The organism is Cupriavidus necator N-1, assembly GCF_000219215.1.
Lineage (GTDB): Bacteria > Pseudomonadota > Gammaproteobacteria > Burkholderiales > Burkholderiaceae > Cupriavidus > Cupriavidus necator.
In genome coordinates this window covers 956,704-981,895 of record NC_015727.1, presented here as the reverse complement: position 1 = coordinate 981,895, position 25,192 = coordinate 956,704, and the positions used below count along the sequence as shown (strand labels likewise).

General features: G+C 59.5%; 17 protein-coding genes and 1 pseudogene. 12 read left to right on the top strand and 6 right to left on the bottom strand.

The features are described from left to right. Positions 1-220: 220 nt before the first annotated feature. The 10 genes from CNE_RS34420 to CNE_RS34385 all read left to right on the top strand — a co-directional run bounded on the left by CNE_RS34420 (position 221) and on the right by CNE_RS34385 (position 16,361). The gene (locus CNE_RS34420; protein ID WP_013959377.1) at positions 221-1,294 is read left to right on the top strand and encodes a porin; all 1,074 of its coding nucleotides are present in this window, start codon (positions 221-223) and stop codon (positions 1,292-1,294) included. 419 nt (positions 1,295-1,713) lie between these two features. Next, positions 1,714-4,425 carry a LuxR C-terminal-related transcriptional regulator gene (locus CNE_RS34415; protein WP_013959376.1) on the top strand — a complete coding sequence of 904 codons (2,712 nt, stop codon included), beginning with the start codon at positions 1,714-1,716 and terminating at the stop codon, positions 4,423-4,425. A gap of 380 nt (positions 4,426-4,805) precedes the next feature. Next, a complete protein-coding gene (locus CNE_RS40135; RefSeq protein WP_013959374.1) occupies positions 4,806-5,069 on the top strand; it encodes a hypothetical protein in 264 nt (87 codons plus the stop codon). Positions 5,070-5,616: 547 nt separating this feature from the next. Further along, positions 5,617-7,878 carry an acyl-CoA dehydrogenase gene (locus tag CNE_RS34410; RefSeq protein ID WP_013959372.1) on the top strand — a complete coding sequence of 754 codons (2,262 nt, stop codon included), beginning with the start codon at positions 5,617-5,619 and terminating at the stop codon, positions 7,876-7,878. Between the two features lie 126 nt (positions 7,879-8,004). Further along, a complete protein-coding gene (locus tag CNE_RS40130; protein ID WP_013959371.1) occupies positions 8,005-8,880 on the top strand; it encodes an alpha/beta fold hydrolase in 876 nt (291 codons plus the stop codon). A gap of 661 nt (positions 8,881-9,541) precedes the next feature. Further along, on the top strand, positions 9,542-10,753 hold the full coding sequence (locus CNE_RS34400) for an acetyl-CoA C-acetyltransferase (RefSeq protein WP_013959370.1): 1,212 nt from the start codon (positions 9,542-9,544) through the stop codon (positions 10,751-10,753). Between the two features lie 25 nt (positions 10,754-10,778). Then, positions 10,779-12,923 carry a 3-hydroxyacyl-CoA dehydrogenase NAD-binding domain-containing protein gene (locus tag CNE_RS34395; RefSeq protein ID WP_013959369.1) on the top strand — a complete coding sequence of 715 codons (2,145 nt, stop codon included), beginning with the start codon at positions 10,779-10,781 and terminating at the stop codon, positions 12,921-12,923. Between the two features lie 111 nt (positions 12,924-13,034). Next, on the top strand, positions 13,035-14,324 hold the full coding sequence (locus CNE_RS34390; RefSeq protein ID WP_041229294.1) for a cytochrome P450: 1,290 nt from the start codon (positions 13,035-13,037) through the stop codon (positions 14,322-14,324). A gap of 30 nt (positions 14,325-14,354) precedes the next feature. Continuing rightward, positions 14,355-15,320 (top strand): PDR/VanB family oxidoreductase, encoded by a 966-nt coding sequence (locus CNE_RS40125; protein ID WP_193351105.1) that lies wholly within the window; start codon positions 14,355-14,357, stop codon positions 15,318-15,320. A gap of 12 nt (positions 15,321-15,332) precedes the next feature. Then, the gene (locus tag CNE_RS34385) at positions 15,333-16,361 is read left to right on the top strand and encodes a Bug family tripartite tricarboxylate transporter substrate binding protein (RefSeq protein ID WP_013959366.1); all 1,029 of its coding nucleotides are present in this window, start codon (positions 15,333-15,335) and stop codon (positions 16,359-16,361) included. A gap of 115 nt (positions 16,362-16,476) precedes the next feature. Here the strand turns inward: CNE_RS34385 and CNE_RS34380 are convergent, their stop codons facing one another. After that, positions 16,477-17,832 carry an aldehyde dehydrogenase family protein gene (locus CNE_RS34380; protein WP_013959365.1) on the bottom strand — a complete coding sequence of 452 codons (1,356 nt, stop codon included), beginning with the start codon at positions 17,830-17,832 and terminating at the stop codon, positions 16,477-16,479. Between the two features lie 18 nt (positions 17,833-17,850). Continuing rightward, a complete protein-coding gene (locus tag CNE_RS34375) occupies positions 17,851-18,957 on the bottom strand; it encodes an NAD(P)-dependent alcohol dehydrogenase (protein ID WP_013959364.1) in 1,107 nt (368 codons plus the stop codon). 1,164 nt (positions 18,958-20,121) lie between these two features. Here CNE_RS34375 and CNE_RS34370 point away from each other — a divergent pair. Further along, positions 20,122-20,504: pseudogene (locus tag CNE_RS34370) on the top strand (VOC family protein). A 258-nt stretch (positions 20,505-20,762) separates the two neighbouring features. Here CNE_RS34370 and CNE_RS34365 read toward each other — a convergent pair. The 3 genes from CNE_RS34365 to CNE_RS34355 all read right to left on the bottom strand — a co-directional run bounded on the left by CNE_RS34365 (position 20,763) and on the right by CNE_RS34355 (position 23,208). Next, positions 20,763-21,410: a 4-carboxy-4-hydroxy-2-oxoadipate aldolase/oxaloacetate decarboxylase gene (locus CNE_RS34365; RefSeq protein WP_013959361.1), complete on the bottom strand. Its 648-nt coding sequence runs from the start codon at positions 21,408-21,410 to the stop codon at positions 20,763-20,765. Positions 21,411-21,460: 50 nt separating this feature from the next. After that, positions 21,461-22,477, bottom strand: coding sequence for a Bug family tripartite tricarboxylate transporter substrate binding protein (locus CNE_RS34360; RefSeq protein WP_013959360.1), 1,017 nt, complete (start codon positions 22,475-22,477; stop codon positions 21,461-21,463). Positions 22,478-22,539: 62 nt separating this feature from the next. After that, positions 22,540-23,208 (bottom strand): RraA family protein, encoded by a 669-nt coding sequence (locus CNE_RS34355; protein ID WP_013959359.1) that lies wholly within the window; start codon positions 23,206-23,208, stop codon positions 22,540-22,542. Between the two features lie 42 nt (positions 23,209-23,250). Between CNE_RS34355 and CNE_RS34350 the strand changes: the two genes are divergently transcribed. Continuing rightward, positions 23,251-24,189, top strand: coding sequence for a LysR family transcriptional regulator (locus CNE_RS34350; protein WP_013959358.1), 939 nt, complete (start codon positions 23,251-23,253; stop codon positions 24,187-24,189). Between the two features lie 93 nt (positions 24,190-24,282). On the opposite strand, the gene CNE_RS34345 is transcribed toward CNE_RS34350, so the two are convergent. Then, on the bottom strand, positions 24,283-25,182 hold the full coding sequence (locus tag CNE_RS34345) for a LysR family transcriptional regulator (RefSeq protein ID WP_013959357.1): 900 nt from the start codon (positions 25,180-25,182) through the stop codon (positions 24,283-24,285). Between the last annotated feature and the right edge of the window lie 10 nt (positions 25,183-25,192).

Genomic DNA, 25,192 nt, shown 5'->3' with positions numbered 1-25,192 from the left:
GTCTAGCTCCAGTGCGAGACCCGCAAGTTACGTCGCCGATGCCAGGACGTGCGGTCACCTAACTCACGTGCCTTCCTCCTGGTTGCCCAAACGCGGATGGCTCATTGCGAGCGGCATTTCCACACGGCTCGGCTTCCTTGCACAGCCGTATGGCTCTCTCGGAGGCCATACGGCTGTGCATCGACACAGCAGATCAAATAAGACGGAGGAGATAAGTCACATGAAGAAGAAAGAACGTGCCATACGATTGGGCACAGTAGCTGCCATGCTTGTCACCAGTTGGATGGGTGACAGTGCGCTTGCGCAGTCCAGCGTCACACTCTACGGCGTCGCCGATACCTATCTGGATTACAGTAACAACAATCCCTCCGCTGTTACGGGCCAGGGGGGCGGAAAATCGGTTGTCAAGCTCAGTTCGACGGGGTTGTCTGGGCCGCGTTGGGGGATCCGTGGAACCGAGGATTTGGGCGGTGGGCTAAGCGCGCTGTTTGTCCTAGAGAGTGGATTCAATGTCGATACAGGCACGATGGCGGAGACCGGCCGGCTGTTCAATCGACAGGCGTTTGTTGGCATAGAGGGCGCATATGGCCGACTAACATTGGGCCGTCAGTACACGACCATCTATGAAACGCTTCCCAATTTCGCGCCGCTGTATTATTCCAATACCTACGAGCCCCTCGTTGTTCTACTCGGGTCGCCGCGGGAGGACAATGCAGTCAAATACCGATTCGCCGCGGGCGGCCTGACGGTTCAGGGGCACTATGCGTTTGGCGAGCAGGCCGGCGCAATACAAGGCAATGCCGGTTTGGGCGTTGGCATGGTCTATGTGGCGGGTCCGTTTGCCATCGCGGGGACGTATGACCAGGGAAACGGGCCTGAAACCGCGGAAGGGCACAGTAAAATCCGGAAAGCGGCATTGGCGGGCAGTTATTCCATTGGCCCGGCCAGTATCGTCGCCGGCTATCGCTGGGGTCACGACACAACGGCTGCCGGCGCTACCGCGCTGCGCGACAATCTTTGGTGGGCGGGGCTTCGCTACGAATTGACACCCGCGCTGATGCTGTCTGCGGCATTTTATTACGATGATGTCAAATCCCGGACTGGTGTCGTCAATCCGCCCAACCCGAAGCAGTATGTCGTGCAAGGCATCTACTCCCTATCGAAACGGACCGACGTGTATGGTGCTGTGGCCTATGCGCGCAATTCAGGCCTCAATTTCGGCGACCTGAAGACGCTTGCTGCTGGGAAGGAGAGTCAGACCGGCGTGGCGCTTGGTATCCGGCATAAGTTCTGAGTCTGGTCTACGGCCGGCATTCGGTGGCGTCCCGCACACAATGAACGCTTCGGGTCGCCACCCTCTTTCTGATCGACCGGCCTGCTGCGCGACATGCTACATGGCGTTACATTAACAATCCGATTCAGGATCTTGCTCCTTCCCTGCAAGCTTTTTTTGCTCTGGGGGTGCACTCTTTGTGTGCATTCTGCAATGACGCGGGGCCCATATTTGGGGCGTGAACGAGCGGGAGTTCGTATTGGCTCGGCCCATCCTTCGCCAACGGACGCGGCGCGGAGGTGCCAGTCACCCATTCGTCCAGCTTGTGAGACCGAAACGGAGGCGCGATAATCACCAAAAAAGTCGGGGGAGGAGCCACTGTCGGCCTTAGCAGCGGCCACCCCATGGAGATGCGCCGGCGTTGCGCAGGGGACACAGAGATGAACAGCATTACCAAGCGACAACAAGCGTCACGAATGGCCGTGAATCTGAATGCCCCGAGGGCATCGCCAATTCAGATCCAACGCTCGGCGATTTGCGAAGCTGCTTGTGGCGCGCGATCGGCCAAAGCGGTCCTAGTTAGTGCACCAGCTGGCTTTGGCAAGACGACAGCCATGAGCCAGATTCGATCCAGACTCGAGAGTAGCGGTGTTACGACTGCATGGCTTACATGCGACGCAGCCGACAACGATCCTGCACGGTTCTCTTGTAATCTCGCAGCAGCTGTCGCACAGCTCAAATTGGCACACAGCGGCCGGGATACCGATGAGGTCCAGCCATCTCTGTCTGCCCTCGACACCATTGATCGACTCAGGCGGATTCCGTCCCCATTCGCGATATTCCTGGACGACCTGGAACATCTTCAGGAATCCGCAGTTTTGGGCCTGTTGGCGCAGTTGCTGGACCAGCTACCGCGCCACGGTTTGATCGTCATCGGTACCAGAACGAGGCCGGATATCGGGCTTGCGCGACTTCGCGTTCATGGAGAGTTGGTCGAGATCGATGCCTCCAGCCTCAGATTCTCACTTGACGAAACCGTAGAGTTCTTCAACGACAAGCGCCACCTAGCGATTCCCCTCGATGAATTGCGTCAACTGCATCAAAGCACGGAGGGCTGGGTCGCTGCGATTTGGCTTGCGTCGGTCGCGCTGGAGCGCCATGTCAGGCATGGCGATTTCATTGCGCGCTTCTCGGGGTCGGACAAGGCAGTGGCCGAATACCTGACCGAAGATGTGTTGAATCGTCAGCCAGCTGCAATCCGAAATTTTCTTCTCCGTACCAGCATTTTGAAAAGCCTCTCTCCAGCACTTTGCGATGCGATTCTACGCCGCAGTGACAGCGCGGAGATGCTCGATAAACTGGAGCGCAGCAATCTGTTCTTGACCTCAATCGATGGTCCGGAACGGACCTATCGGTACCACAGCCTGTTCGCAAGCTTTCTGCGGGAACAATTCGCGCTAGAGATGCCAGATGAGGTTTGCCGATTAAGAATCGAGGCGTCTTGCTGGAACGAGGACCAAGGCCACGTTGTTCCGGCGATCGACTATGCCATTGATGCGCACGACTACGACCGGGCGTTGACGCTGCTTTCGAGCCATGCCGACTGTTTCCTATCCGGCGGCCGCTGGAGGTTGCTCAGCCGCTGGTTTGGAGCGATACCGTTGCAACTAATCGCGGCGTATCCCGTGCTTCAGGTGGCGCACATTCTCGCCTTGTATTTTACCCGAGGCGCTCACGAGGCGATAAAGTGCATGGAGCAACCTGAACTGGAGAAAGCCACGGATCAGTTGGTCATCACTCATCTTCGCGCCCTTCGCCCGTTGCTCCTCGCGAGCATCGACCGCCATGAGGACGCCTATGAGGTTGGTCTGACGGCTCTTTCCACTTTTCCGACAGGAAATTCTTTTGCCGATAACGTCCTGGCAAATATCATGGCCGTCGCCTTTGCTTTCAAAGGGGAATATGACGAGGCTCGCAAACTGCTGGATGCGGCAAGAAATACACAAGGCGAAAGTCCGAACGCATTCGGTTTGATGTACACGGAGGCGGTCGAGGGCATGATTGACATGCAGGAAGGCCGGCTGCGGCAAGCAACAGCGCGCTTCCGCATGGCGGTTGCCGCTACGGGCGCGCCATCCTACGGCTATACGACCGGCAACGCATGGGCGGGCGTTCTCTATGCGCATGCACTTTACGAAGCCAATGAGCTAGAGCAGGCCGCACGCTTACTTCAGGTGTACGTGCCGATGACAAAAGAAATCGGCCTTCCCGATCATATGATCACGGGACACGTGACGCTGGCGCGGATCGCAATTGCGAATGGCGATGTCCATCACGCCTCCCAGCTATTGAGCGAGCTCGAGTATCTAGGACATCATCGGCATGTGGTTCGTGCCGTTGCGAGTGCGAAGCTCGAGCGAGCGCGCCTGCTGTTGATGCAAGGCGATCTGTCGGCTGCGCAATCTGAGCTCGAACGCGCTAGTTTCCCTGAAGTATGGAAGCGCTGCAAAGTCCTTCGGCTTTCGGCCAATGACGTCGATTATCTGGAACTGGGGCGGCTGCGGTGGCTGATCCTGGCGGGAAAGGGTAGGGAGGCGCTTCCGATCATCGAGAGTGCCATTTCCGTGGCCAATTCCGAACGCCGTTTGCGCCGCGCGATGAAGCTTGCCGTTCTGAAAAGTCTCGCGCTGGAAGCTGCAGGGGATTATGCAGCTGCGACAATCCAAATGGGAGAAGTCCTTAAAGCTGCCGCCCCTGAGGGGATCATGCGTCTGGTCTTGGATGAAGGCACGCGTGCCCGCAATATTATCGTCCGCTTGGAGAGATCTGCCCGAATGGAACCGGACAGGTTGCGCGACCCAATCCTCCTCGACTACTTGCAAAGACTGCTCGCGGGATTTTGGCAAGGTCCACAAGATGGAATAGGGCAACTGGCAAACGACGACGGTGGAATGGTGCCACCACTGACAGCCGCCGAAACTAAGGTTCTGGAGCTCCTTGCGGCTGGCTACTCAAACAGGGCGATGAGCGAGAAGCTGTTTGTTTCGGATAGCACAGTGCGTACCCATGTCCGCAACATCAGCCTGAAGCTCGATACCCATAGCCGCGTGCAAGCGATTGCGAAAGCGCGGCTGCTCGGGCTAATCAGCTAGGCCATACGGCGGATTCATCGTCCCAAGAAGGGGGCTTGGGCGGATTTGTTCCCAAACCGAGGTTCTGGCCCATTGGAACTGCGGCGCGAGCCCCCGTTGCGGGGTAAGCGGCTTGGCCTATGATTGGGAAGGCTAAAACCTAGTCCTAGACTCGGAATGTTAGCCTCCTCTCCACACCCAGCTCCTGCTTTGAGGCAATCTCATATCGTCAGTTTTGACGACGAAAGACGCCGGCGCCCTGGCTAGACTTTCACGAGGATCTAAGGCAGGCGAGCGGCAAGATATTCGGCCACATTAAGAGCATCGATAGCCAATACGGAATTCTGGCGGATCGCGTCCAGCGACGCGGCGTCGAGCGTGCGCGCCTGCAGTAGATCGCGATGTCCTTGCAAACTCGGCGGCAGCTGATCGATGCCGAGAAAGAACTGCTGAGACAGTCCGTACCGGGCATTGTTGCGGCCGAGAACGCAAAGCTAAAGAGGAGAGAGACAATGGCAGCACCCGTGCTGTATTACGCCAGCGAAGGTGTGGCCACTATCACCCTGAACCGCCCCGAAGTGCTTAATGCCCTCAATACAGAACGTCTAGTTCAGCCTGCGTGTTGCGATGCAGCATGGCCCACGTTGATGGCTGTTCGAGAATAGGCCGGATTCCGGATTTAGGCAGTACCGATTTCCTGCCGACAGGTCGGTGAGATGCGCGTTCGCGCGCTGGCTATCCTTGGGTGACAAGATCGACGCCGAACAATGACAGCGCTTCGGCCTGGTTTGGAAAGTGCGTGCTGATGAGTCGCTCCAGAATGAGGCCGCCAGGCTGGCGCGTCGCCTGGTACAGATGCCGACCGTTGCCTACGGACCGATTAAGGAGGCGTTCAACGCCAGCCTAGGCAGGCCAGCTTGAGCGCGAGACCGAACTGCAGTCGCGCGCGTCACCCTGAGGATTCGAGAAAGTGTCTGAAAGGCTGCGGGAGCGCATATGCAGCGCAAAAACGAAGTTTCCGAAGAAAAGCACAGAGCCCATGTCACGAATCATCGAGAGGAATCGCGATGTCGGAAGCTCTTATTCTAGACTCGGTGCGCACACCAGGCGGTAAAGGCAAGCCTGGTCCCGAGGCCTAGTATGAAGTCACGCCTATTGACTTGATGAGCGGCGCGGCGCCGGGTTGCGCCGCAACCCTAAAAGGAGATCCTTATGAAGGCCGAACATACACGGTCTGTGCAAAGCGACGTGCTGCCGGGCGATGAAGAGCGGCAGATGCTGCGCGACAGCGCGCGTGGATATCTGAAACAGTATTGGCCTGCGGACAAGGCGCTGCAACTGGCTCAATCGCCTGGGGAAGTTGGGACGATTTGGCGTGGGCTTGCCCAGCAGGGGCTGGCGGTGCTGGGCAGCGAGCCGCTCGAAGGCGGACTACGCGAGATCTTGGTGGTGATGGAAGAGCTCGGACGGGCGGCGTGCCCGGCTCCGATGCTGGGTGCTGCACTGGCCAACATCGCATTGCGCGACGCGATGGGCGACTTCAGTGCGGCTACATGTCTGCTAGAGGGGATGCACGAGGGGGAGGCATCCGTGGCGGTGGCCTTTGGCGCCTACGATGGCGACGCCAATGCCGGCAGCGCGAAGCTGGACGGCGGTCTGCTCACCGGCAGAATAAACTTCGTTGAGGACGCGCAGCATGCCACGCACCTGTTGGTATTGGCGCCTGGACCGACGTTGGCTATCGTGGAGCGGGGCGCTGCGGGCGTGAGCATTTCCGCCACGCCGGGGCTGTCGGTGCCGGCGCTGAGCAGCGTGCGCCTTGAGAAGGTGCCGGCGGCGGTAATTCAACTGCCTATCCAGCTGGTGGAGGATCTGAGCCGGGTGGCCCGGCTGGGGCTGGTCGCGCGCTCGCTGGGTGCAGCCAGCCGCAGCTTCGAAATGGTGGCCGAGTATGCGAAGGAGCGGCAGCAGTTCGGCCAGCCCATCGGTAAGTTTCAGGCGATCCAGCACAAGCTGGCCGACTGCCTGACCGCGCTGGAGGGTGTACGACAGACGCTGAACAACGCAGCAATCAACTATGACTATGGCGTCGACCAGTGGCGCGTGTTCGCCTCCGCCTGCTACGCATACGCCAGCCCGGCGCTGCGGCAGGTCTCGCTGGAGACGCACCACACGTTCGGCGCGATCGGCTATTCCGAGGAGCATGAGGCGCCGCGGCACTTCCGTCGTACGCATGGCGACTTGGCACGCATGGGCGGGCCGATGCGCGCACGCGAGGAGCTCGCACAATACTTGATCGACGAGGGCCAGGAACTACCTGACTATGACCTGGGCCCCGCAGGCAACGCCTTCCGGCTGGAAGTCCGTCAGTGGCTGGCCGAGCATTGGACGGCCAATCTCAAACCTGCACACGATGCACTGCCCTTCCACGAGCGCGGCCGTGATCGGGAGTACGCGGCTGGAATGATGAAGCAGAACTGGCACGCCGTCGCGTGGCCAAAAGAATACGGTGGCCAAGCTCGCTCTCCGATGGAGCAACTTGCCTTTATGGAAGAAATCCAGCGTGCCGATGCGCCGAGGGCAGGCCGGGGGGGAATCCAGGCGTTCGCGCTGATGACCTACGGAACGGCCGAGCAGAAGGCCGAATTCCTTCCCAAGCTGCGTTCGGGAGAAATCAACTTTTGTCTTGGCTACAGTGAGCCGGGATCCGGGTCCGACTTAGCTTCACTGAAAACCAGCGCGGTGCGCGATGGTGATGAGTGGGTGATCAACGGCCAAAAAATTTGGACCACTGGTGCTGAGAAGGCGGATTATATCTGGTTGGCTGCTCGCACCGATCCGACGGCCAAACCACCGCATGCGGGGATCAGCGTGTTCATCGTTCCAATGAGTAGTCCTGGCATCACCATTCAGCCATCCATGGCTCTGTACGGCCACACTTTCTGCAATGAATTCTTCGACAACGTTCGGGTGCCGGCGAATGCCCTAGTCGGCGAGCTAAATGGTGGCTGGAAGGTTCTGACGTCCGCGCTCGCGACTGAACGGATCACAATGGGCGGCTTCGTCGCGAATGTGCGCGCGAACTTCGAACGTCTCCTTGCGCATATCAGAGCGACGCCCTCGCTGTTGGGTCTGGCTGCAGTTCGAGATCGCATCGGCGCATTGGCTGCGGAGATTGAAGTCGCGCGCCAACTGCTGACCACTAGTGTTCAGATGCTAGAGAACGGAAAAGTGCCGGTGCACGAGGCGGGCATGAGCAAGGTCTTCACAGGTGAGCTGATGGAGCGCCTCGGAGAGGCGGCGCTGGACATCTGTGGAACCGGCGTGACGCTGGCTGAGGAAGCGGAGGGAGCTATCAGCAACGGAAAGCTTGAGCAGATGCTCAGGCAGTCAATCATGGTGGTTATCGGTGGCGGCACCGCAGAGGTGCAGCGCAACCTGATCGCTCTTCGCGGGCTAAACCTTCCTCGCTGAATCGGTGTCGCAGATATAACAGCTCGCATGAGGTTGGCCTTGCAATGTCCGCTGTAATTAGTAGTTGAACGGCTTGACGGCCATCATCATGGATGTTCGTGATCGACGATCATGGGAGACAACGTTATGAAGGCGGAAGACGCGGAAATGGGGATGCGGCACGCAATCGGCGCCGATGCCTTGATGACAGCCAGTCCTCGGGACGATTGCGTCGCACGTCGTAAGTCGCAAGCAAAGGCGCATTTCGTGCTGGTGCATGGGGCGTGGCATGGTGCCTGGTGCTGGTCCAAGGTCATTCCTCATCTGCGTGCACGCGGCCATGGCGTCACCGCGGTTGATTTACCGGGCCGGTGGCGCGATCCAAAGGAACTGGTTGCACTGACCGCCGATGACTACGTGAATGCCGTTGAGCAGGTCCTTCTTACCGTTCACGATCCCATCGTTCTGGTGGGCCATAGCTTGGGCGGCGCAACAATTTCGTTGGCTGCAGAGCGGAGGCCAGATCGTGTCCGCCTGCTGGTCTATCTCGCGGCGTTTCTTGTGCCTAATGGCCAGACAGTGCGCTCCGTTGCCGATGCCGATAATCGAAGCAGCGTGCCTCTGTTGGTGCACCGCGAAATGGGAGTTTCGTACATCAACCACGACCTCGCCAACGAAGTCCTCTATCACGACTGTGGGGAAGCCGATACCCAGGTAGCGCATAAGCTTCTGTGTCCCGAACCCTCGACCGTGATGCTGGCACCGATTAAGGTAACGCCCGAGCGGTTTGGACGGGTTGATCGAGCTTACGTCGAGTGTCTGCAGGACAGGGCTATCTCGATCGATGCCCAGCGCGCTATGCAGGCTGCCCAGCCTTGCCGTCAGGTGGTGACCATGGACGCTAGCCATTCTCCCTTCCTCTCGCAACCCAGCGAAGTCGCCGATATCCTGGTGCGACTTTCCGTTGGAATTCCATGCTCGAAAGAATGCAGGTCCGGGTCCAATGTCGATGTTAGGGGCTGACGAACTGCGGGAAGATGCGCCGTCGATCAGCACAGAGAACGGTGCGTTTCACCGCCGTCTTTTGCGAGCGTTGCGAGCCTGACTGCAGCGCCTTCGATGCGCGATCTTGCGGACATACTGCTCGCGCGAATCGGTTGGTGCCATCGACTTCACCAGGGAAGGTTTGCGGCGTAACCCGTCATTGCGAATGGCACCATATAGCGTCTCGCGCAGCCTCGTGCGTCAGCAGGTGAAGCCCAACTTATTCGCTACGGGTTCGAAACATTGCAGTTCCCATCGGGGCGTGCCGCTCTCCCCGCCGTGGCTATCAAATCGTCAGTTTTGACGAAGCCAGCCGGTGTAGCAATCACTAGACTTTGCTCCACGATGTGAGGGAAAGGCGGTGCGCTCTTATTCGGTATGTGAAGTACAGCGTCACGCGTTCCCCACGCTGCTAGTTTCATGGCGTTGCACGACGCAATCAGAAGCACGCGTGCCGGTGTTCTTGCCAGAGGCTCCAGGTCAGATCTCGAAACGCAGCGCCGAGAGTGGGGAACACAGTGTGCTTGGTCGATGGCCATTGAATTGCCACGCGAAAACGGCGCATCTGGCTGAGGAACATGCGTACCGCTCTCCGCGTATAAACGAAAGCCCCTGTGTGAAGCGATTTAAAGGAGTCTTAATGTCGGAAGCTTTTATTTTCGACGCGGTGCGTACGCCGCGTGGCAAAGGCAAGCCTGGAGCGGGGGCCTTGTATGAAGTCAAGCCTATTGATTTGACGGTGAGCTTGCTGGAGGCATTGTACGAGCGTCACGCGCTGGATGCGCGCCGGGTGGATGACTTGATCATGGGTATTAGCGCGGCGGTGAACGACCAGGGGTCGTGTCTGCCGCGTATCGCAGCGCTGTGCGCCTCGGGAGGCTGGACAGATGTGCCCGGCATGGCGCTGCAGCGTTTTTGTGGCTCCGGTCTTGAGGCGGTGAACATCGCGGCAGAGAAGGTTCGCTCAGGCTGGCATGACTTGATTGCCGCTGGTGGCGTGGAGTCGATGTCGCGCGTCGGGCTGGGAAGCAGCGGTGGTGCGTGGATCTACGATCCGGCCACCAGTCTGAAGATCGCATACGTCCCGCAGGGCTTTAGCGCCGACATGCTGGCGGCGTTGCACGGCTTTGACCGTGCGACGCTGGACGCGTTTGCGCTGCGTTCGCAGCAACTGGCGGCACGCGCAAGGCGGGAGGAGCGCTTTGAGCGGTCGCTGGTGCCGGTGCGTGACGCTAATGGGCTGACGGTGCTGGACCATGACGAGTACATCCGCGAGGAGACCACTGCGGGCACGTTGGCCGCGCTCAAGCCGGCTTTCGGAGGTGCGTCGGCAGCGGCCAATGCGATGGTGGCACGCCAGCGCTATCCGCAACTGGACCGCGTCGATGCGCTGCACACGGCGGGTAACTCGTCGGGCATCGTTGATGGGGCAGGGCTGGTGCTGGTGGGTAGCGAGAAGATTGGCAAGGCGCTGGGCCTGCAGCCGCGCGGACGCATTCTCGGCACCGGGGTGGCCACGGTGGAGGCGACGCTGATGCTCACGGGTCCGGTGCCGGCCACGCAAAGGGCGCTGGAGAAGGCTGGCTTGGGCGTTGCGGATATTGACCTGTTCGAGGTCAATGAAGCCTTTGCCGCCGTGCCGCTGTATTTTGCCAAGGCGCTGGATGTACCCCTGGAGAAGATCAACGTCAACGGTGGCGCAATTGCCATGGGCCATCCGATTGGCGCCACTGGCGCCATCTTGGTGGGGACGTTGCTGGATGAGTTGGAGCGCCGTCAGCAGCGTTACGGCGTGGCGACGCTGTGCGTGGCGGGTGGCATGGGTGTGGCCACGGTCATCGAACGCCTGTAAACCGATTTGCTGGAGACTAAGCAAGATGCAAGCCCCGATTCAGTACCACAAGACCGACGACGGCATCGTCACGCTGACGTTCGATGCGCCTGAGCAAAGCGTCAATACCATGACCGATGAGATGCGGCAATGTCTGGCGGACATGGTGAGCCGGCTGGAAGCGGAGAAGGAAGCGGTTAGCGGCGTCATTCTTACCTCGGCCAAGGAGACGTTCTTTGCGGGAGGCAATCTCAATCGCCTGTACAAGCTGCAGCCGGCGGATGCGGCTACGCAGTTCGATGCCTCGGAGCGTGCCAAGTCTGCGCTGAGGCGGCTCGAAACGCTGGGCAAGCCGGTGGTGGCGGCGCTCAATGGCACGGCGCTGGGTGGCGGCTTCGAAATTGCGCTGGCCTGCCACCATCGCATTGCGCTGGACAAGCCCAAAGTGCAATTCGGCCTGCCCGAAGCGACGCTGGGCCTGATGCCGGGGGCGGGCGGCGTCGTGCGTCTGAATCGGCTGCTGGGGCTTGCTGCGAGCCAGCCTTATTTGCAGGACAGCAAGCTCATGTCGCCGGCAGAGGCGACCAAGGTTGGGCTGGTGCATGAGCTTGCGGACACACCCGCGGCACTGCTGGAGAAGGCACGAGCATGGATCGCGGCCCACCCGGAAAGCAAGCAGCCGTGGGACAAGGCCGGCTACACGCCGCCGGGAGGCTGGGCCGATGCGAGTGAGGCGCGGCGCTGGATCTCCACGGCCGCCGCGCAGGTGCGCGCCAAGACCAAAGGTTGCTACCCTGCGCCGGAAGCCATCTTGTGCGCTTCGGTCGAAGGCATGCAGGTGGACTTCGACACCGCTAGCCGCATTGAGACGCGCTACTTCGTGAAGCTTGTGACTGGCCAGGTTGCGAAGAACATCATCAGCACCTTCTGGTTCCACGCCAACGGCATCAAGTCAGGCGCGCAGCGTCCTGCAGGGGTGGCCAAGGGCAAGATCAAGACGGTGGGCGTGCTGGGCGCAGGGATGATGGGCAAGGGGATTGCGTATGTGGCGGCCTCGCGTGGTATCGAGGTGTGGGTCAAGGATGCCACCCTTGCGCAGGCCGAAGGGGCACGTGCCAATGCGGACCAACTGCTGGCCAAGCGTGAGGAGAAGGGGGAAATTGATGCCGCGACCCGCCGACAGATTGTCGAGCGCATTCACGCGACTGACCGCTATGAGGACTTTGCCCATGTCGACCTGGTGGTGGAAGCCATCCCAGAGAACCCTGCGCTTAAGGCGGAGATCACCCGGCAGGCCGAGCCCGTGCTCGGAGATGGGGCGATCTGGGCCTCCAACACCTCGACGCTGCCCATCACCGGCCTGGCCAAGGCATCGAGCCGGCCCGAGCGCTTCGTCGGGCTGCACTTCTTCTCGCCGGTGCACCGCATGCAGTTGGTGGAAGTGATTAAGGGCCAGCAGACCTCGCCGGAGACCCTGGCCCATGCGCTGGACTTCGTGATGCAGCTTGGCAAGACGCCGATCGTCGTCAACGACAACCGCGGCTTCTTTACCAGCCGGGTATTCAGTACTTTCACACGCGAAGCAGTGGCGATGCTGGGTGAGGGGCAGGACCCGGCCGCCATCGAGGCGGCGGCCATCCTGTCAGGGTTCCCTGCCGGGCCGCTGGCGGTGCTGGACGAGGTCAGCTTGAGCTTGAACTACAACAACCGGCTCGAGACGCTCAGGGCGCATGCGGAGGAGGGTCGTCCGCTGCCGCCACATCCGGCCGACGCAGTGATGGAGCGCATGCTCAATGAATTCGGCCGCAAGGGGCGTGCCGCGGGTGGCGGCTTCTACGATTATCCGGCCGACGGCAAGAAGGTGTTCTGGAGCGGTCTGGCTAAGCACTTCCTGCGCCCGGCCGAACAGATTCCACAGCGTGACAAACAGGATCGGTTGTTGTTCTGCATGGCCCTGGAGTCGGTGCGTGTACTGCAGGATGGCGTGCTGGACAGCGCGGGGGACGGCAACATTGGCTCGGTACTGGGGATTGGCTTCCCGCGCTGGAGCGGCGGCGTGTTCCAGTTCCTGAACCAGTATGGGCTGGAAAAGGCCGTGGCACGTGCGGAGTACCTGGCCGAGCATTATGGCGAACGGTTCACGCCACCGCAATTGCTACGGGAAAAGGCCAAACGAGCCGAGCCATTCTGATTCGACCCCGGCCGTCGGAAACTTCGTAAGGAGAGGCGAAGGTCTATGCAGACCGTATTCGCCACGACCAGGAACCCTGGGCGCAAAACCAAAATTTATAGCGGAGACACTATGAAACTCGATGAATTTACTTTGCCTGCGCATATTGCGGAGACCGTCGTCGATCCAAAGGCACATGCCGATCTGGATCGGCTGCATGCTGCATACACGTGGGCACGCGCCAATAATCCATTGGGGTGCGCTGAAGTCGAAGGCTATGACCCGTTCTGGGTGGTGACCAAGCATGCTGACGTTGCGCTGATTGGGCGGGACAATCAAACTTTCCATAGCGCCGACAGGTCCGTCACGTGCCTACCCAAAGAAGCGTTGGACCATATTAAATCCACGACCGGGAACGCCGAGCTTATCAAGTCGCTAGTTCGGCTGGACGATCCGGAACATAAGAAGCTCCGCGCGCTGACCATGGCATGGTTCATGCCAAATAGCATTCTAAAGCTGGATGAGCGGATGCGCGCGCTTGCCAAATCCACTGTTGACAAGATGGCGGCTCAAAGCGGCGGAGTCGTTGATTTTGCAAATGATGTGGCGGTCCACTATCCACTGCACGTCATTATGGACATCCTCGGCGTGCCACCAGAAGACGAGCCACGGATGCTGATGCTCACGCAGCAGCTTGTCGGAAGCGACGACCCTGAGCTCGGTCGTGACAAAGGTGCCGCGAAAGGCTCGAAGGAAAAGATGGATTCCAGAAGAGAGGTGGTGGCAGACTTTGCGCAGTACTTCAATGGCATTACCGCCGACCGCCGTGCCAATCCGCGCAACGATGTGGCGAGCCTGCTGGCCAACGCTGTCATTGATGGCGAACCACTGAGCGATACCCTTCGATTGGGGTACTACATCCTTATCGCTACGGCCGGCCACGACACGACTTCCTCGTCAACGGCAACCGCTATGTGGCAGTTGAGTCAATCGCCAGAATTGCTGTCACGGCTGAAGGCGGACCCCTCGCTAATCTCGGGGTTCGTCGACGAGGCTGTACGCTTTATCTCGCCTGTCCGTCACTTCATGCGTACCGCAACCACGGACGTCGACCTGCGGGGACGAAGGATTCGCAAGGGTGACTGGCTAATGCTGTGCTACGCCTCGGCCAACCGCGACGAGGAAGTCTTCGACGACCCGTTCGTCTTCAATATTGACCGCAAGCCAAATCGTCATCTCGGCTTTGGCTTCGGCCCGCACGTCTGTCTGGGCCAGCATCTGGCCAAGATGGAGATGCGTATTCTTTTTGAGGCCATGATTCCGCGCCTCCAATGGGTCGAACCGGCAGGGGAGATGAATTTGGTCGAGTCGAATCTCGTCACAGGGCCGAAGCGACTGCCCGTTCGATATGAGATGAACTGAGTCCGGGCCGTCAATTGTAAGGGTGTCAACATGAGTGCAATCAAGACGTTGAGGGTGCTAGTAACGCGGCGAACACAGGAGGCTGAGGACATCATCAGCCTGGAGTTGCGCGACCCGGATGGCGGCATGCTGTCCGCATTTTCCGCAGGCTCCCACATTGATGTCCACGCGGGTCCTGACCTCGTTAGGCAATATTCCCTCTGCAATTCGCCAACCGAGCGCGATCGATATGTCATTGGGGTTCTACGTGATCCGTCGTCGCGAGGCGGTTCGGCTGCTGTACATGATCAGTGCATCGAGGGCGCGGCTCTCGAGATTAGCGAGCCCCGCAACCACTTTCCCCTGCACGCGGCGTCACGCAGTATCCTGATTGCCGGTGGCATAGGCGTTACTCCAATGCTCAGTATGGCTGAGGCACTGCATGCCACTGGAGGCGATTTCACTTTCCACTATTGCACTCGTAGCGCGACGAAAACTGCCTTTCGCCCGCGAATCGAACATTCGGCGTTTGCTCGCCATGTCCGGTTTCATCATGATGACGGCGGTGATGAACAGAAACTTGACCTTGCCAGGCTATTCGCGCGAGTAGATACAAGCACACACGTCTACGTTTGTGGCCCCACAGGTTTTATAGATTGGATATGTCGCGGCGCTGCTGCAGCGGGGCTCACTCCCAATCAAGTGCACTTCGAGTATTTTGGCGCGAAGGAAATCGACTCTTCGAACGACAGTGCATTCGACGTAAAGATCGCCAGTAGCGGAGAAATCTTTCGGATTCCCATAGAGCGATCCGTTATTTCTGTGCTACAGGAAGCGGGAATCGACATTCTCACGTCGTGCGGGGAGGGGACATGTGGCACTTGCGTGACTCGAGTCCTGGAGGGCGTCCCCGACCATCGGGATGTGTTCCTCACCGACGACGAGCGTGCGAGCGGGGATCAATTCACTCCATGCTGTTCTCGAGCGAAGACGCCTTTGCTCGTCTTAGATCTCTGAAATGCGTTGCGCATGACGCGCGACGTTGCTCAGCTTGTTGTTTGGTGCCCACGCCTTGTCAAACTCATACCCATGCGCAAGAAGACCTTATTTGCTGTCGCCGTTCTCGTCTGGAGCGCGCATTGCGCCGCGCAGAGTTATCCAATTCGCCCCATTACCCTGGTCGTGCCTACGCCAGCAGGAGGAGCTGCTGACGCACTCGCTCGTTCGCTGGCGGAGGCCATGGGAAAGCGTTTGGGCCAAACCATCATCGTGGATAACAAGCCGGGGGCAGGTGGTATGTTGGCGGTCCAGATGGTGACCCGTGCTGCACCGGACGGCTACACGCTTCTGATTACGCATTCCGCCCCCATTATTAGCACGCCCTTGCTCTATGCAAATGTGCCTTACGACGTGCGGCGCGATCTTGCATTTATCTCAGAGATCAGTACCGCACGGACCGTGCTGGCGGTCAATCGCGAGGTACCGGCCAAGACCGTACCGGAGTTTCTCGCCTGGGCCGCTGGGAATCGCGGAAAGGTCAGCTACGGCTCGTATGGAACCGGTAGTTTTGGGCATCTAGCGGGAGCATACCTGAACCACTCAAGGAGATTGGATATGACCCATATTGCTTACAAGGGAGAAGCGCCAATGGTACAAGCTTTGATCGGCGGGCACATTGCTTGGGGCATTGGCACGGTCAAGACACTGGAACCACACCTCCAGAGCGGTCGTTTGCGGGCCCTGGCTATACTAGGCAGTGAGCGGGCAGAAGAACTTCCGAATGTCCCCACGATGATTGAAGCCGGCATTTCCGACCAGGAGCTAAAGCCACTCGGGTGGATGGGCTTGATGGCGAGAGCCGGGACGCCGGCTCCTATTCTGAGTCGCCTTGAAAGCGAAGCGCGTGCAGCGGTGAAGTCAATAGCCATGAGGGAGCGGCTCCGGGCGCTTTCACTCGAGCCAGTCGGCAGTACCTCCGCGCAATTCAGGCGGGAATTCGAGTCTGCTGAGCCAGTGGTGGAACGCCTGATCAAGTTAAGCGGTGCTAAAGCAGAGTGATGGTTGCTCCTGGCCGCCCGCAGCGGCCAGATTCGACTTTCGGTAAAGCTACGGTAGTGCTAGTGTATTCGCCCACGGGAAACGATGCGTAGGCGCACCGTTGTTGCAGGGATTTTTACTCGAGCGCTTTTCCGCAATGCGTCTTGAATATAGCGCGCTCGTGCGAGAGTTCCTTAAAGCCATGAATGCCGTGGTACCGTCCGATTCCACTTGTATTTACCCCTCCGAACGGCAGCCGCACATCTCGGCAGTGAGAAAAGCAGTCGTTTACGGTAACGCCCCCGGACGAGGTGTTCTGCACAATATGTTCGATAAAAGAGCGGTCATTACTGAAGACGTAAAGTGCTAGGGGCTTACCGCGAGCGCGGATGAACTCGATCACCTCTTCGGGATGCTTGTAAGTCAGGACGGGCAGGATCGGGCCGAAGGTCTCCTCCTGCAGAATGGCCGACTCTGGTGCGACATGCGTCAGAATCGTCGGATGGAATGTCCTGTCGTTCGGATCAGCTTCGCCACCGAGTTCGATTCTCGCACCGCGGGCTACCGCGTCGCGCAAATAGCCCTCGAGGCGAGCGAAATTGCGATCATCAATGATCTTCTCGTATGCCTCCTTGTCGATTGTTCCATTGGCATAGAAGGTGCTTTGGATCGCTGATTTCAAATGCGTGATGAAGTCGCTTTGCAACGATTCCGGCACAAAGACATAGTCAGGGCAAAGGCAGATTTGGCCGGCATTCTTGCTGCGCGCCAGGGCGATACGCTTGGCTGCCTCGCGCAGATCGACGGTGCCGTCTACGACAGCAGGATTCTTGCCACCAAGCTCGAGCGTAACGGAGGCCAAGTGACTAGCTGCGGCCACCATTACCGCGCGACCTACCTTTGGACTGCCGGTAAAGAAGATATGATCGAACGGGAGTTCCAGCAGCGCGTTCGCCAGCTCAACATTACCTTCGAATACCGCCACCTCGTTCTCGGGAAACACCTCTCGGATGATCTGTGCGGTGATCCTGCTAGTGGCTGGTGCCATCTCGTTTGGCTTTACGATAGCGCAGTTGCCCGCAGCAATGATGGCTACCAAAGGCTGGAAGACCAGCGCGAACGGGAAATTCCACGGGCCGAACAGAAGGACCACCCCTTTGGGCTCATATGTGATGAAGGATTTCGCTGTGCCGAACTCCGGCAGGGGGTCGAGTTCGATGTCTTGCATCCATTGCGCCAACTGCGCAACGGTAGTATCGATCTCATGAAGAAAGCTGAACTCGGAAGGCCCATCTATCGGCTTGCGCAAGTCTTGGAACAGTGCGAAGCGAATCTCCGGCTCTCGTCGACGGATACATTCTTTTAGCCGCAATAAGCTCGCTGCCCGCTGCGAGGCGGTTCTCGCTCTAACGTTCCACTGGTGATGATTTTGCAGATCGAAAACGCGACGGATAGCCTGGCTCTGTTCGGCATGTTGTCGGTGATAATCCATCGGGATATCCTTCAAGTTTCAAAAAGGGAGGTTCGGCATGCAGAGGACAGGCTTGATGGTCACACCAGACTCAGAGTCGTGAACGGCCTGTTGAATGTCCTCTAGACGGTACCTAGTGATAATTCGCTCCAGAGGCAGAGCGCCCCTGCGATAGAAGTCGATGAGCTTTGGCAGAAATTTCTCCGGAATCGCATCGCCCTCGATGGACGAGCGAATGGTTCGTCCTCCAGAGAGGGCCCTAGCCGGAATCTCAAACATTGCACCGTGTGGAGACCCGCCAAGCAGGACCGCTGTGCCATGACGGCCTAGCGACTGAATTGCCGCTGACATCACCGCTGGCACGCCGGTAGTGTCGATGACGAACTGATAATCGCCTCCGGCTATATCACGAAGCTGTTCGAGCAAGTTGCCCTGAGACGCCTGAATCGTGTCGCTAGCGCCGAGCGAGCGCGCTAGCTCCAGCCGGCTGGCGTGCCGATCAACCGCCACGATGCGGTCGCAGCCACTGATCTTGGCGGCCATGAGCGCCGCTAGCCCAACCGCTCCGGTGCCGAAGATGGCAATTGAGCTGCTAGCCGACGGTCGTAAGATGTTCAAAACAGCACCAGCACCGGTCTGGATGCCGCAGCCCAACGGCGCAATGACGTCCAATGGTAGGTCATCGGGCACTTTAACCACATTGCTGAAGTGTGCCAACGCATGCGTTGCAAAAGAGGACTGGTAGAAGAAGGAGCCAGCCAGCGGCTGCCCATGTCGCGAATGTGTGCATGACCCATCGGGCCGGCAGCCTACGACGTTATAGCGTATGAATTCAGTGCAGGCGTTCGGCTCATTGGCCACGCATCTTTCGCATGCCCTGCAAGAGGCGAATGTGAGTAGCACGTGGTCGCCACGTTTGAGGTGCGTCACGCGAGCACCAGTCTCCATCACGATCCCTGCGCCTTCATGGCCCAACACCGCCGGAGTTGGATAGGGAAGTTGACCGCTCATCGCCGCAAGATCTGTGTGGCACATGCCCGCCGCGACGATGCGAACCAGAACCTCATCGGGCCGCGGATCAGCTAGCTCGACCCACTCGATGGCGAAGGTACGATCTTCTTGCAAAACAGCAGCTTCAATCTTCATGCATTTATCTCGACGGTCAGCAATTTAGCCACTAAGGTGCCCGTCGCTCCCATAGGGCAACTTCGAGCGCGTATGTTCCCAAGCCCAACTACGATAGGCTCTTGTGCCACGCAACGTGGGCGATGAGTGTCGACGGCCTCTCATGAGTTCTGCGGGTCCGAACGATCATGAGACTGCGATGCCCATAGTGTCGGGCAATGGAAGTGCTTCGTTCCTCGTCAAAAATGACGATTTTGGTACCGTCGTAATGAGCGCGGCGGTTCCTTAGCCTTGCGGGTTCCGCGATGGAAGCGTCGTCTTTCCGAGACCTGACTCAGGGAATCCCATATTGAGCAACGTATCGGAGCGTGGCCCATGCTTAGATATCGGCTGATAGACGACTTGCTGGGTTGCCACGGACTCATTGGCCTATCTTGAGCGATAGTGCCGTGAAAGCCCTCCAACGGCCGATATTCCAGCTGCAACAGACCGATGTCCGATTCCGCCCACGAAGCCCATGCTTGGCATGGACGCTGCGCTCATCTAGCGTGCCGCGCCGGCATGGGACGGGCTTGCCGCTGTAGCTGCGGCGGCCATATGTCGCCGGGATTGGGAAGAGCATTATCGCCAACCTGGAGGAGCTGATGCAGTGGCTGATGAAGAGTCAAGCCGCCGACCCAGGCGCGTCAGAATACGCAAAGAGCGGCACTAGAGGACGGAGATGTCGAGCCTGGAACGGTCCAGTGGCAGCGTGGCTACGCGCGTTACGAGTCGTCGGGCCTGGCACCCAGTGGGCGGTAGCCAGGCACGCGTCTCAGGCCGCCGGGTATGAACCTGTGAATGCTGGCCTCCACCTTCATGCGATTGAGGCGGCTAGAGGTATAAAATGGACGTCTCTGACGACAAGTCATGGTGGGCGGTGCCCAGGCGCTTGCCATTGATATCCTTAAAGCTCTCGGCATCGACTTCGGGATTGCGGCAGTACTAACGCATTGCCTGGGCGCATCTAATGGATGGTCTCACGTTCCGTGTGGTAGCTCTACACCGCTCTTCGTCTGTCCTGCGCGGCAGCTCCCGGATAATTCACAGAACGCGAAGGCCGCGTGCGATAACTAGAAATTCCCGCCGTCTTCCAGTGCGCATACATTCTGTTCTTTCGCAACAATGCAAGACGGAGGCCTACCCGTGATTCATCACTTGGATCATCTTGTCCTGACTACTACGAACGAAGAGGCGTGCGTCGATTTCTACGTCGGTTGCTGGGAATGAGGCTCGAAACATTCGGCGAAGGGCGCAAGGCGTTCAAGTTCGGCGAGCAGAAGATCAACCTTCACGTGAAGGGCAAGTGAGTTTGAACCAAAGGCACCTCTGCCGGTGCCGGGCGCGTTGGATCTATGCTTTATCGCGGCGATTCCGCTTGATGATGTGATCGCTCAACTGCGGGGCGCGGCGCTTGCATCATCGAGGGGCCAGTCGGTCATACTGGGGCAAACTACCGCATTCGCTCGATTTACTTGCGTGACCCCGATCTGAACCTGATTGAGATTTCGGAGAGGGCCGACGAATAGCCAATGCGCGGATACGTACCTTCGGGCGACGGCGAAGGTACGTGATCCATATTCCGAACTGGAAGCTGCAGGCGCCACGAAAGCGGATTCGCTTGTTCTTAGTGCTCGGGCGCAGGGCGCGGGTGCCGGTCGAGGTTGGGAAGGAGGTTAAACCGAGTCTAGGACTCGGTTTAACCTCCCTAGTAGCAGACCTTGGGCCGCTTAGGTCGACCGGAAGAGACGGGGCTTGCGCGGCGGTGCTCTTGATGCAGTGGCCTATCAGTTAAGCCCAAACCGCTCGAGGGTTTCGGCGAGACCCAACAAATCCACCATGGTCTTGCCTTGCAACAATTGCTCGCGCATCCAAACTTCCTTCTCCTCCCGCTCCACGCTTTTAGCGATTACAGTCTCGATTTCCTCGGCGGCTACGACCACGAGCCCGTCACGGTCTCCGACAACGATGTCGCCGGGAGAAATCGATACGCCGCCAATACAAACCGGCACGTTGACCTTCCCGGGCTGGTTCTTGTTAGTGCCCTTGATCGAAAGGCCGCGGCAGAACACGGGGAATCCCATCTCGACGATGGCACTGCCGTCACGAACGGCGCCGTTGATGACCAGGCCCGCAAGACCAACCTGCTGGGCTGCAAGGGTCAGCACGTCGCCCCAGGGGCCCGCTTCGGTAAAGGCTTTGGCGTCGAGAACCAGCACATCGCCAGGACGTGCCTTGGTCAGCGCATAGTGCACCATCAGATTGTCGCCGGGGCGCAGGTCTACGGTGAGGGCGGGGCCGGCCATCCTTACTGTCGGGTCCAGTGGCTTCAGGGCGCCGTCTAGCGCGCCTTTCTGGCCTTGCGCCTCATGGATAGTTGCGGTGCCGAACGCCTTCAGGTGTTCGAACTGCTGTTGCGTGACTGTTTGGGTCATGGTGGGGTAAAACGTGCAAGGACGAAACGATTGCGGAGGTGCGGCGTCGTCTAGTCGACCGTGGCGCCCGAGCGCTTGACGACAGATTCCCACAGTGGCAGCTCTTTGGCGATAAATGTGCGGAACTGCGCCACGGAGCCGCTGACATCGCGCGAACCGAGCTCGGCCAGCTTCGTTGCCACGCTGGTGTCGTGCAGGACACGGTTGAGTTCGGTGTTGAGCTGGTCAACCAGTGCCTTCGGGGTTTCCGCAGGGACAAACAGGCCGTACCAGTTCTCGATCACGAAGCCCGGGAAGCCAATCTCCTGCATGGTGGGCAGATCGGGGAGGGTCTTGGCGCGCTGAGCACCCGTCGTAGCCAGTGCGCGAATGCGACCGGACTTGAGCTGCGGGGCAAGCGCAGTCGTGGTGTCGAAGGCGATCGGGACTTGGCCCGCCAGTACATCACTGAGCGCGGGCCCTTGGCCGCGGTACGGCACATGCAGCATGTCCAGATGCTTGTCGAGCTTCATTAACTCCCCGGCCAAATGTTGCGGGCTGCCGCTGCCGCCAGACGCGTAGCTGTACTTACCCGGCGACGACTTGATCAGCTCCACGAGCTGAGGCGCGGTCTTGGCCGGAATCGCCTGGTTGACGTACAGTACCAGCGGCACGGACGCGACCATGCCCACCGGCGCGAGGTCGCGCACCGGATCAATCTTGAGCTTGTAGAGATTGCGGTTGATGACGATGCCGGTGTTATTGCCGAGCAGCGCTGTGCACCCATCCGGCTTCGAGCGCGCGACGAACTCCGTGCCGATATTGCTGCTCGCGCCGCCGCGGTTGTCGACAATCACGGTCGTGCCAAGCCCCTTCGACAATCCAGGTGCGACTATTCGCGCCAGGATGTCGGTCGTGCCGCCCGGCGGATAGGGAGACACCAGCCGCACCGTCGGGCACGGATACGCGGCCCCTGCTTGGGCTTGGGCGCCTACGCCGGCCAGCGTGAGGCAAAGCATGGCGCCGCACAGCACCCGGAACACATGGCGGTCTCCGCAGTTGACGCGGGTATTGAGAATGTCGGACATCGTTGTCTCCTGAATCTGGCTGATGCGCCGGTCGCTCTGCCGGCGTTGACCGAAAGCTTTCCTTAGCCTGCAGCGCGTTGCAGCGTGTGGTAGCCGTGGAGGCTGCGCGCTTCGGTCAGCGAGGCGCCGGCCAGCGCCGCGGCAAGGATCTTCTCTTCGGCGGCGCGCGTCGCCAGAGCTTTGCGGAAGACTTGCTCTGCCTTGCCCTGTGGCACGACGACGATGCCGTCAGCATCTCCGACGACAAAGTCGCCAGCACATACCCGCACGTCTCCAAGGCTGACCGGCACGCCGAGTGCTTCAACCTGCACCCGGTCTTTCCCCGTGCGCATGAAGCGGCCGCGGGCGTAGAGCCGGTAGTTGGCCTCGTCGGCCTCAGCGGTGTCCCGGCAGACGCCATTGATCACGGTGCCGCCGATGCCGCGGTGGGCCGCCAGCGTGCTGAGGATGCCGCCCCATACCGTACAGTCGATCCGCCCACCGTTGTCGATTACCACGATGGCGTCTGCAGGCACTTCATCGAGGTAATCGCCGACGGTGCCCGGTGTAGCCGTATCGACAGGGACGTAGCGCACGGTATAGGCCTGGCCGAAGAGCTTGCCTTCCCCCGCAATGCGCCCAATACCATGAGCGCTGCCAGGCAGACGGAAGAAGTCCAGTGCGTCAGAGACTTCCGCGGTTGTCAGTGCCTTCGCTGCTGCGAGCCAGCCTTCTTGATTCTGCTGCGTCATTGCCTCACTCCGTATGTTGACGCATGCAGTTTCAAGTAAAGTATGGACGATAGCAAACATCGTTTATTGGACTTAACTTCATTAAAAATGAATCAAAGGCAGCTACGGTACTTTTGTGAAGTGGTCGACGCCGGTAGCGCGGTCGAAGCGGCCAAACGCCTATTCGTTGCCCCGACGGCGATCAGCATGCAAATCGCGCAACTGGAAGAAAGCGTGGGTGCGGACCTGTTCGATCGCACGCATCGGCCCATGATCCTGACGGCAGTGGGCCGTTTCCTATATCCGCGGGCCAAGGATGTGCTGGCCATGCTCGGCAGGCTGGAGGAAGAAGCGCGTGCGGTTGCCGCTGGCAGTGGTGGCTGGTTGGGTATTGGTTTCACTCGCTCGGCGATCTTCAGCATCCTGCCGTCAGCGGTACGCCGCTTTCGCGCTACGCGGCCGAATGTGCATGTGGATGTGGTGGAACTATTGTCTGAGCACCAGCCTGAGCAACTCAGGCGTGGGCGCATCGATATTGGCATCTCACGCTACGTCGGGGCCTTTGAACAGGCGCCGGACTTGCGGTACACGCCGCTGTTCGACGATCCCTTCGTCGCAGCCGTTCCGGCGAACAGTAGCCTGGGCAAGCGCAAGACGATACGTGCGGCCGAACTGAACGGGATGCCGCTGATCCAGTATCCCAAGGATCCGCTGAGCGGCTTTGCGGCGAGGATGATGGCGCTGCTACGTGATGCTGGTGTGGATTGTGTGGCCGGTCACGAAGCGATCGAAATCCACACTGCACTCGGCCTGGTCGCCGCAGGCTTGGGCTTCACGCTCGTCGGCCGCTCAGTCTCCGATGGTAACCGCTCCGATATCGCGTTTGTCCCGATCACAGGCATCAAAGGAACGGCGACGATTGTCGCCGTGACCCGCAAGGACGACGACAGCGCGTTGGTCAATTCGTTCGTCAGCGCGCTACAGGGAAATCTCCATACTTGAAAGCTGATCTTTGATCGGCATAGGGGCATCTGTGCCAGACCGAAGCTGGATTTCCATCCCGGTAGATATGCTACACGGTGGTGAACTCCTGTCTCAGATATCGGTCTGCTCGCACCACTTGACCACAGCATCGCGGAAATCCTGGCAGATGGGCGACAGGTAGCCGCCGTCCCGCCAGAAGATTGCTAGTTCGTGTTGCCACGACATGCCCGCGCCTTCGATGGCTGCCAGCTCCTGGCCTTCGGCCTGCTTCAGGATGCGCGGCGGCATGATGCCGAGCAGGTCGGAATGGCGCAGCAATTCGCCGAATGCCACTGGCGACGCCGTGCTTTCAACGGCCACACGCGGCGGCGGAAGGCCCGCAGCGGTGAAGCGTTCTTCCAGCCATTGCCGCAGGTAGAGCGAACTCGCGGGGACCGCCCAGCGCTCCTCAGTCAGATCGGCCAGGGTGTGGAAGAGTTCGCGGCGCGGGTGTCCGCTACGTGCAGCGATCTGCATGGTCAGCGGTCCCAACGGCAGGCCGCTGATATCTTCCGGTACGCTGGCCGGCCGTGCAGCCAGGATCAGATCGGCATCCCCGTTCTGCAGCACGGCCATCAGGCGGTCGCTCAGATGAGTCTCAATCGAGAACACGGCCAGAGGCCGGCTGTCGAAAAATTGCGCAAGCAAGGGCGACAGCAGCGAAGGGATGAGATAGGGGATCGCTCCCAGCCGGACGGTGCCCGTTCTTGCCAGGCGCTGCTCGGTGAGTTCCTTGTGCATATCGCTGGCTGCCAGCGAAATCTTGCGCGCATGGGTATGCATCGTGCGGCCTATGCTGGTCAGCACTAGTCCGCGCGGGGTGCGCTCGAACAGCGGCATGCCCGCCTCCGCTTCGAGTCGCGCCAGCATCTTCGACAGCCCGGATTGCGTCACGCCAAGTTCGGACGCAGCACGGTGGAGGTTGGCATGCTGGCTCACTACCAGAAAGGCTTCAAGGTCCTCGAATCGCATTACGTCGGCA

Bases quoted from the DNA above. Each gene is read 5' to 3' on its own strand.
- CNE_RS34385 (WP_013959366.1), top strand. From the start codon at position 15,333: ATGACGCGCGACGTTGCTCAGCTTGTTGTTTGGTGCCCACGCCTTGTC.
- CNE_RS40135 (WP_013959374.1), top strand. From the start codon at position 4,806: ATGTCCTTGCAAACTCGGCGGCAGCTGATCGATGCCGAGAAAGAACTG.
- CNE_RS34395 (WP_013959369.1), top strand. From the start codon at position 10,779: ATGCAAGCCCCGATTCAGTACCACAAGACCGACGACGGCATCGTCACG.
- CNE_RS34390 (WP_041229294.1), top strand. From the start codon at position 13,035: ATGAAACTCGATGAATTTACTTTGCCTGCGCATATTGCGGAGACCGTC.
- CNE_RS34350 (WP_013959358.1), top strand. From the start codon at position 23,251: ATGGACGATAGCAAACATCGTTTATTGGACTTAACTTCATTAAAAATG.
- CNE_RS34365 (WP_013959361.1), bottom strand. From the start codon at position 21,410: ATGACCCAAACAGTCACGCAACAGCAGTTCGAACACCTGAAGGCGTTC.
- CNE_RS34415 (WP_013959376.1), top strand. From the start codon at position 1,714: ATGAACAGCATTACCAAGCGACAACAAGCGTCACGAATGGCCGTGAAT.
- CNE_RS34400 (WP_013959370.1), top strand. From the start codon at position 9,542: ATGTCGGAAGCTTTTATTTTCGACGCGGTGCGTACGCCGCGTGGCAAA.
- CNE_RS34360 (WP_013959360.1), bottom strand. From the start codon at position 22,477: ATGTCCGACATTCTCAATACCCGCGTCAACTGCGGAGACCGCCATGTG.
- CNE_RS34410 (WP_013959372.1), top strand. From the start codon at position 5,617: ATGAAGGCCGAACATACACGGTCTGTGCAAAGCGACGTGCTGCCGGGC.
- CNE_RS40130 (WP_013959371.1), top strand. From the start codon at position 8,005: ATGAAGGCGGAAGACGCGGAAATGGGGATGCGGCACGCAATCGGCGCC.
- CNE_RS40125 (WP_193351105.1), top strand. From the start codon at position 14,355: ATGAGTGCAATCAAGACGTTGAGGGTGCTAGTAACGCGGCGAACACAG.
- CNE_RS34380 (WP_013959365.1), bottom strand. From the start codon at position 17,832: ATGGATTATCACCGACAACATGCCGAACAGAGCCAGGCTATCCGTCGC.
- CNE_RS34355 (WP_013959359.1), bottom strand. From the start codon at position 23,208: ATGACGCAGCAGAATCAAGAAGGCTGGCTCGCAGCAGCGAAGGCACTG.
- CNE_RS34375 (WP_013959364.1), bottom strand. From the start codon at position 18,957: ATGAAGATTGAAGCTGCTGTTTTGCAAGAAGATCGTACCTTCGCCATC.
- CNE_RS34345 (WP_013959357.1), bottom strand. From the start codon at position 25,182: ATGCGATTCGAGGACCTTGAAGCCTTTCTGGTAGTGAGCCAGCATGCC.
- CNE_RS34420 (WP_013959377.1), top strand. From the start codon at position 221: ATGAAGAAGAAAGAACGTGCCATACGATTGGGCACAGTAGCTGCCATG.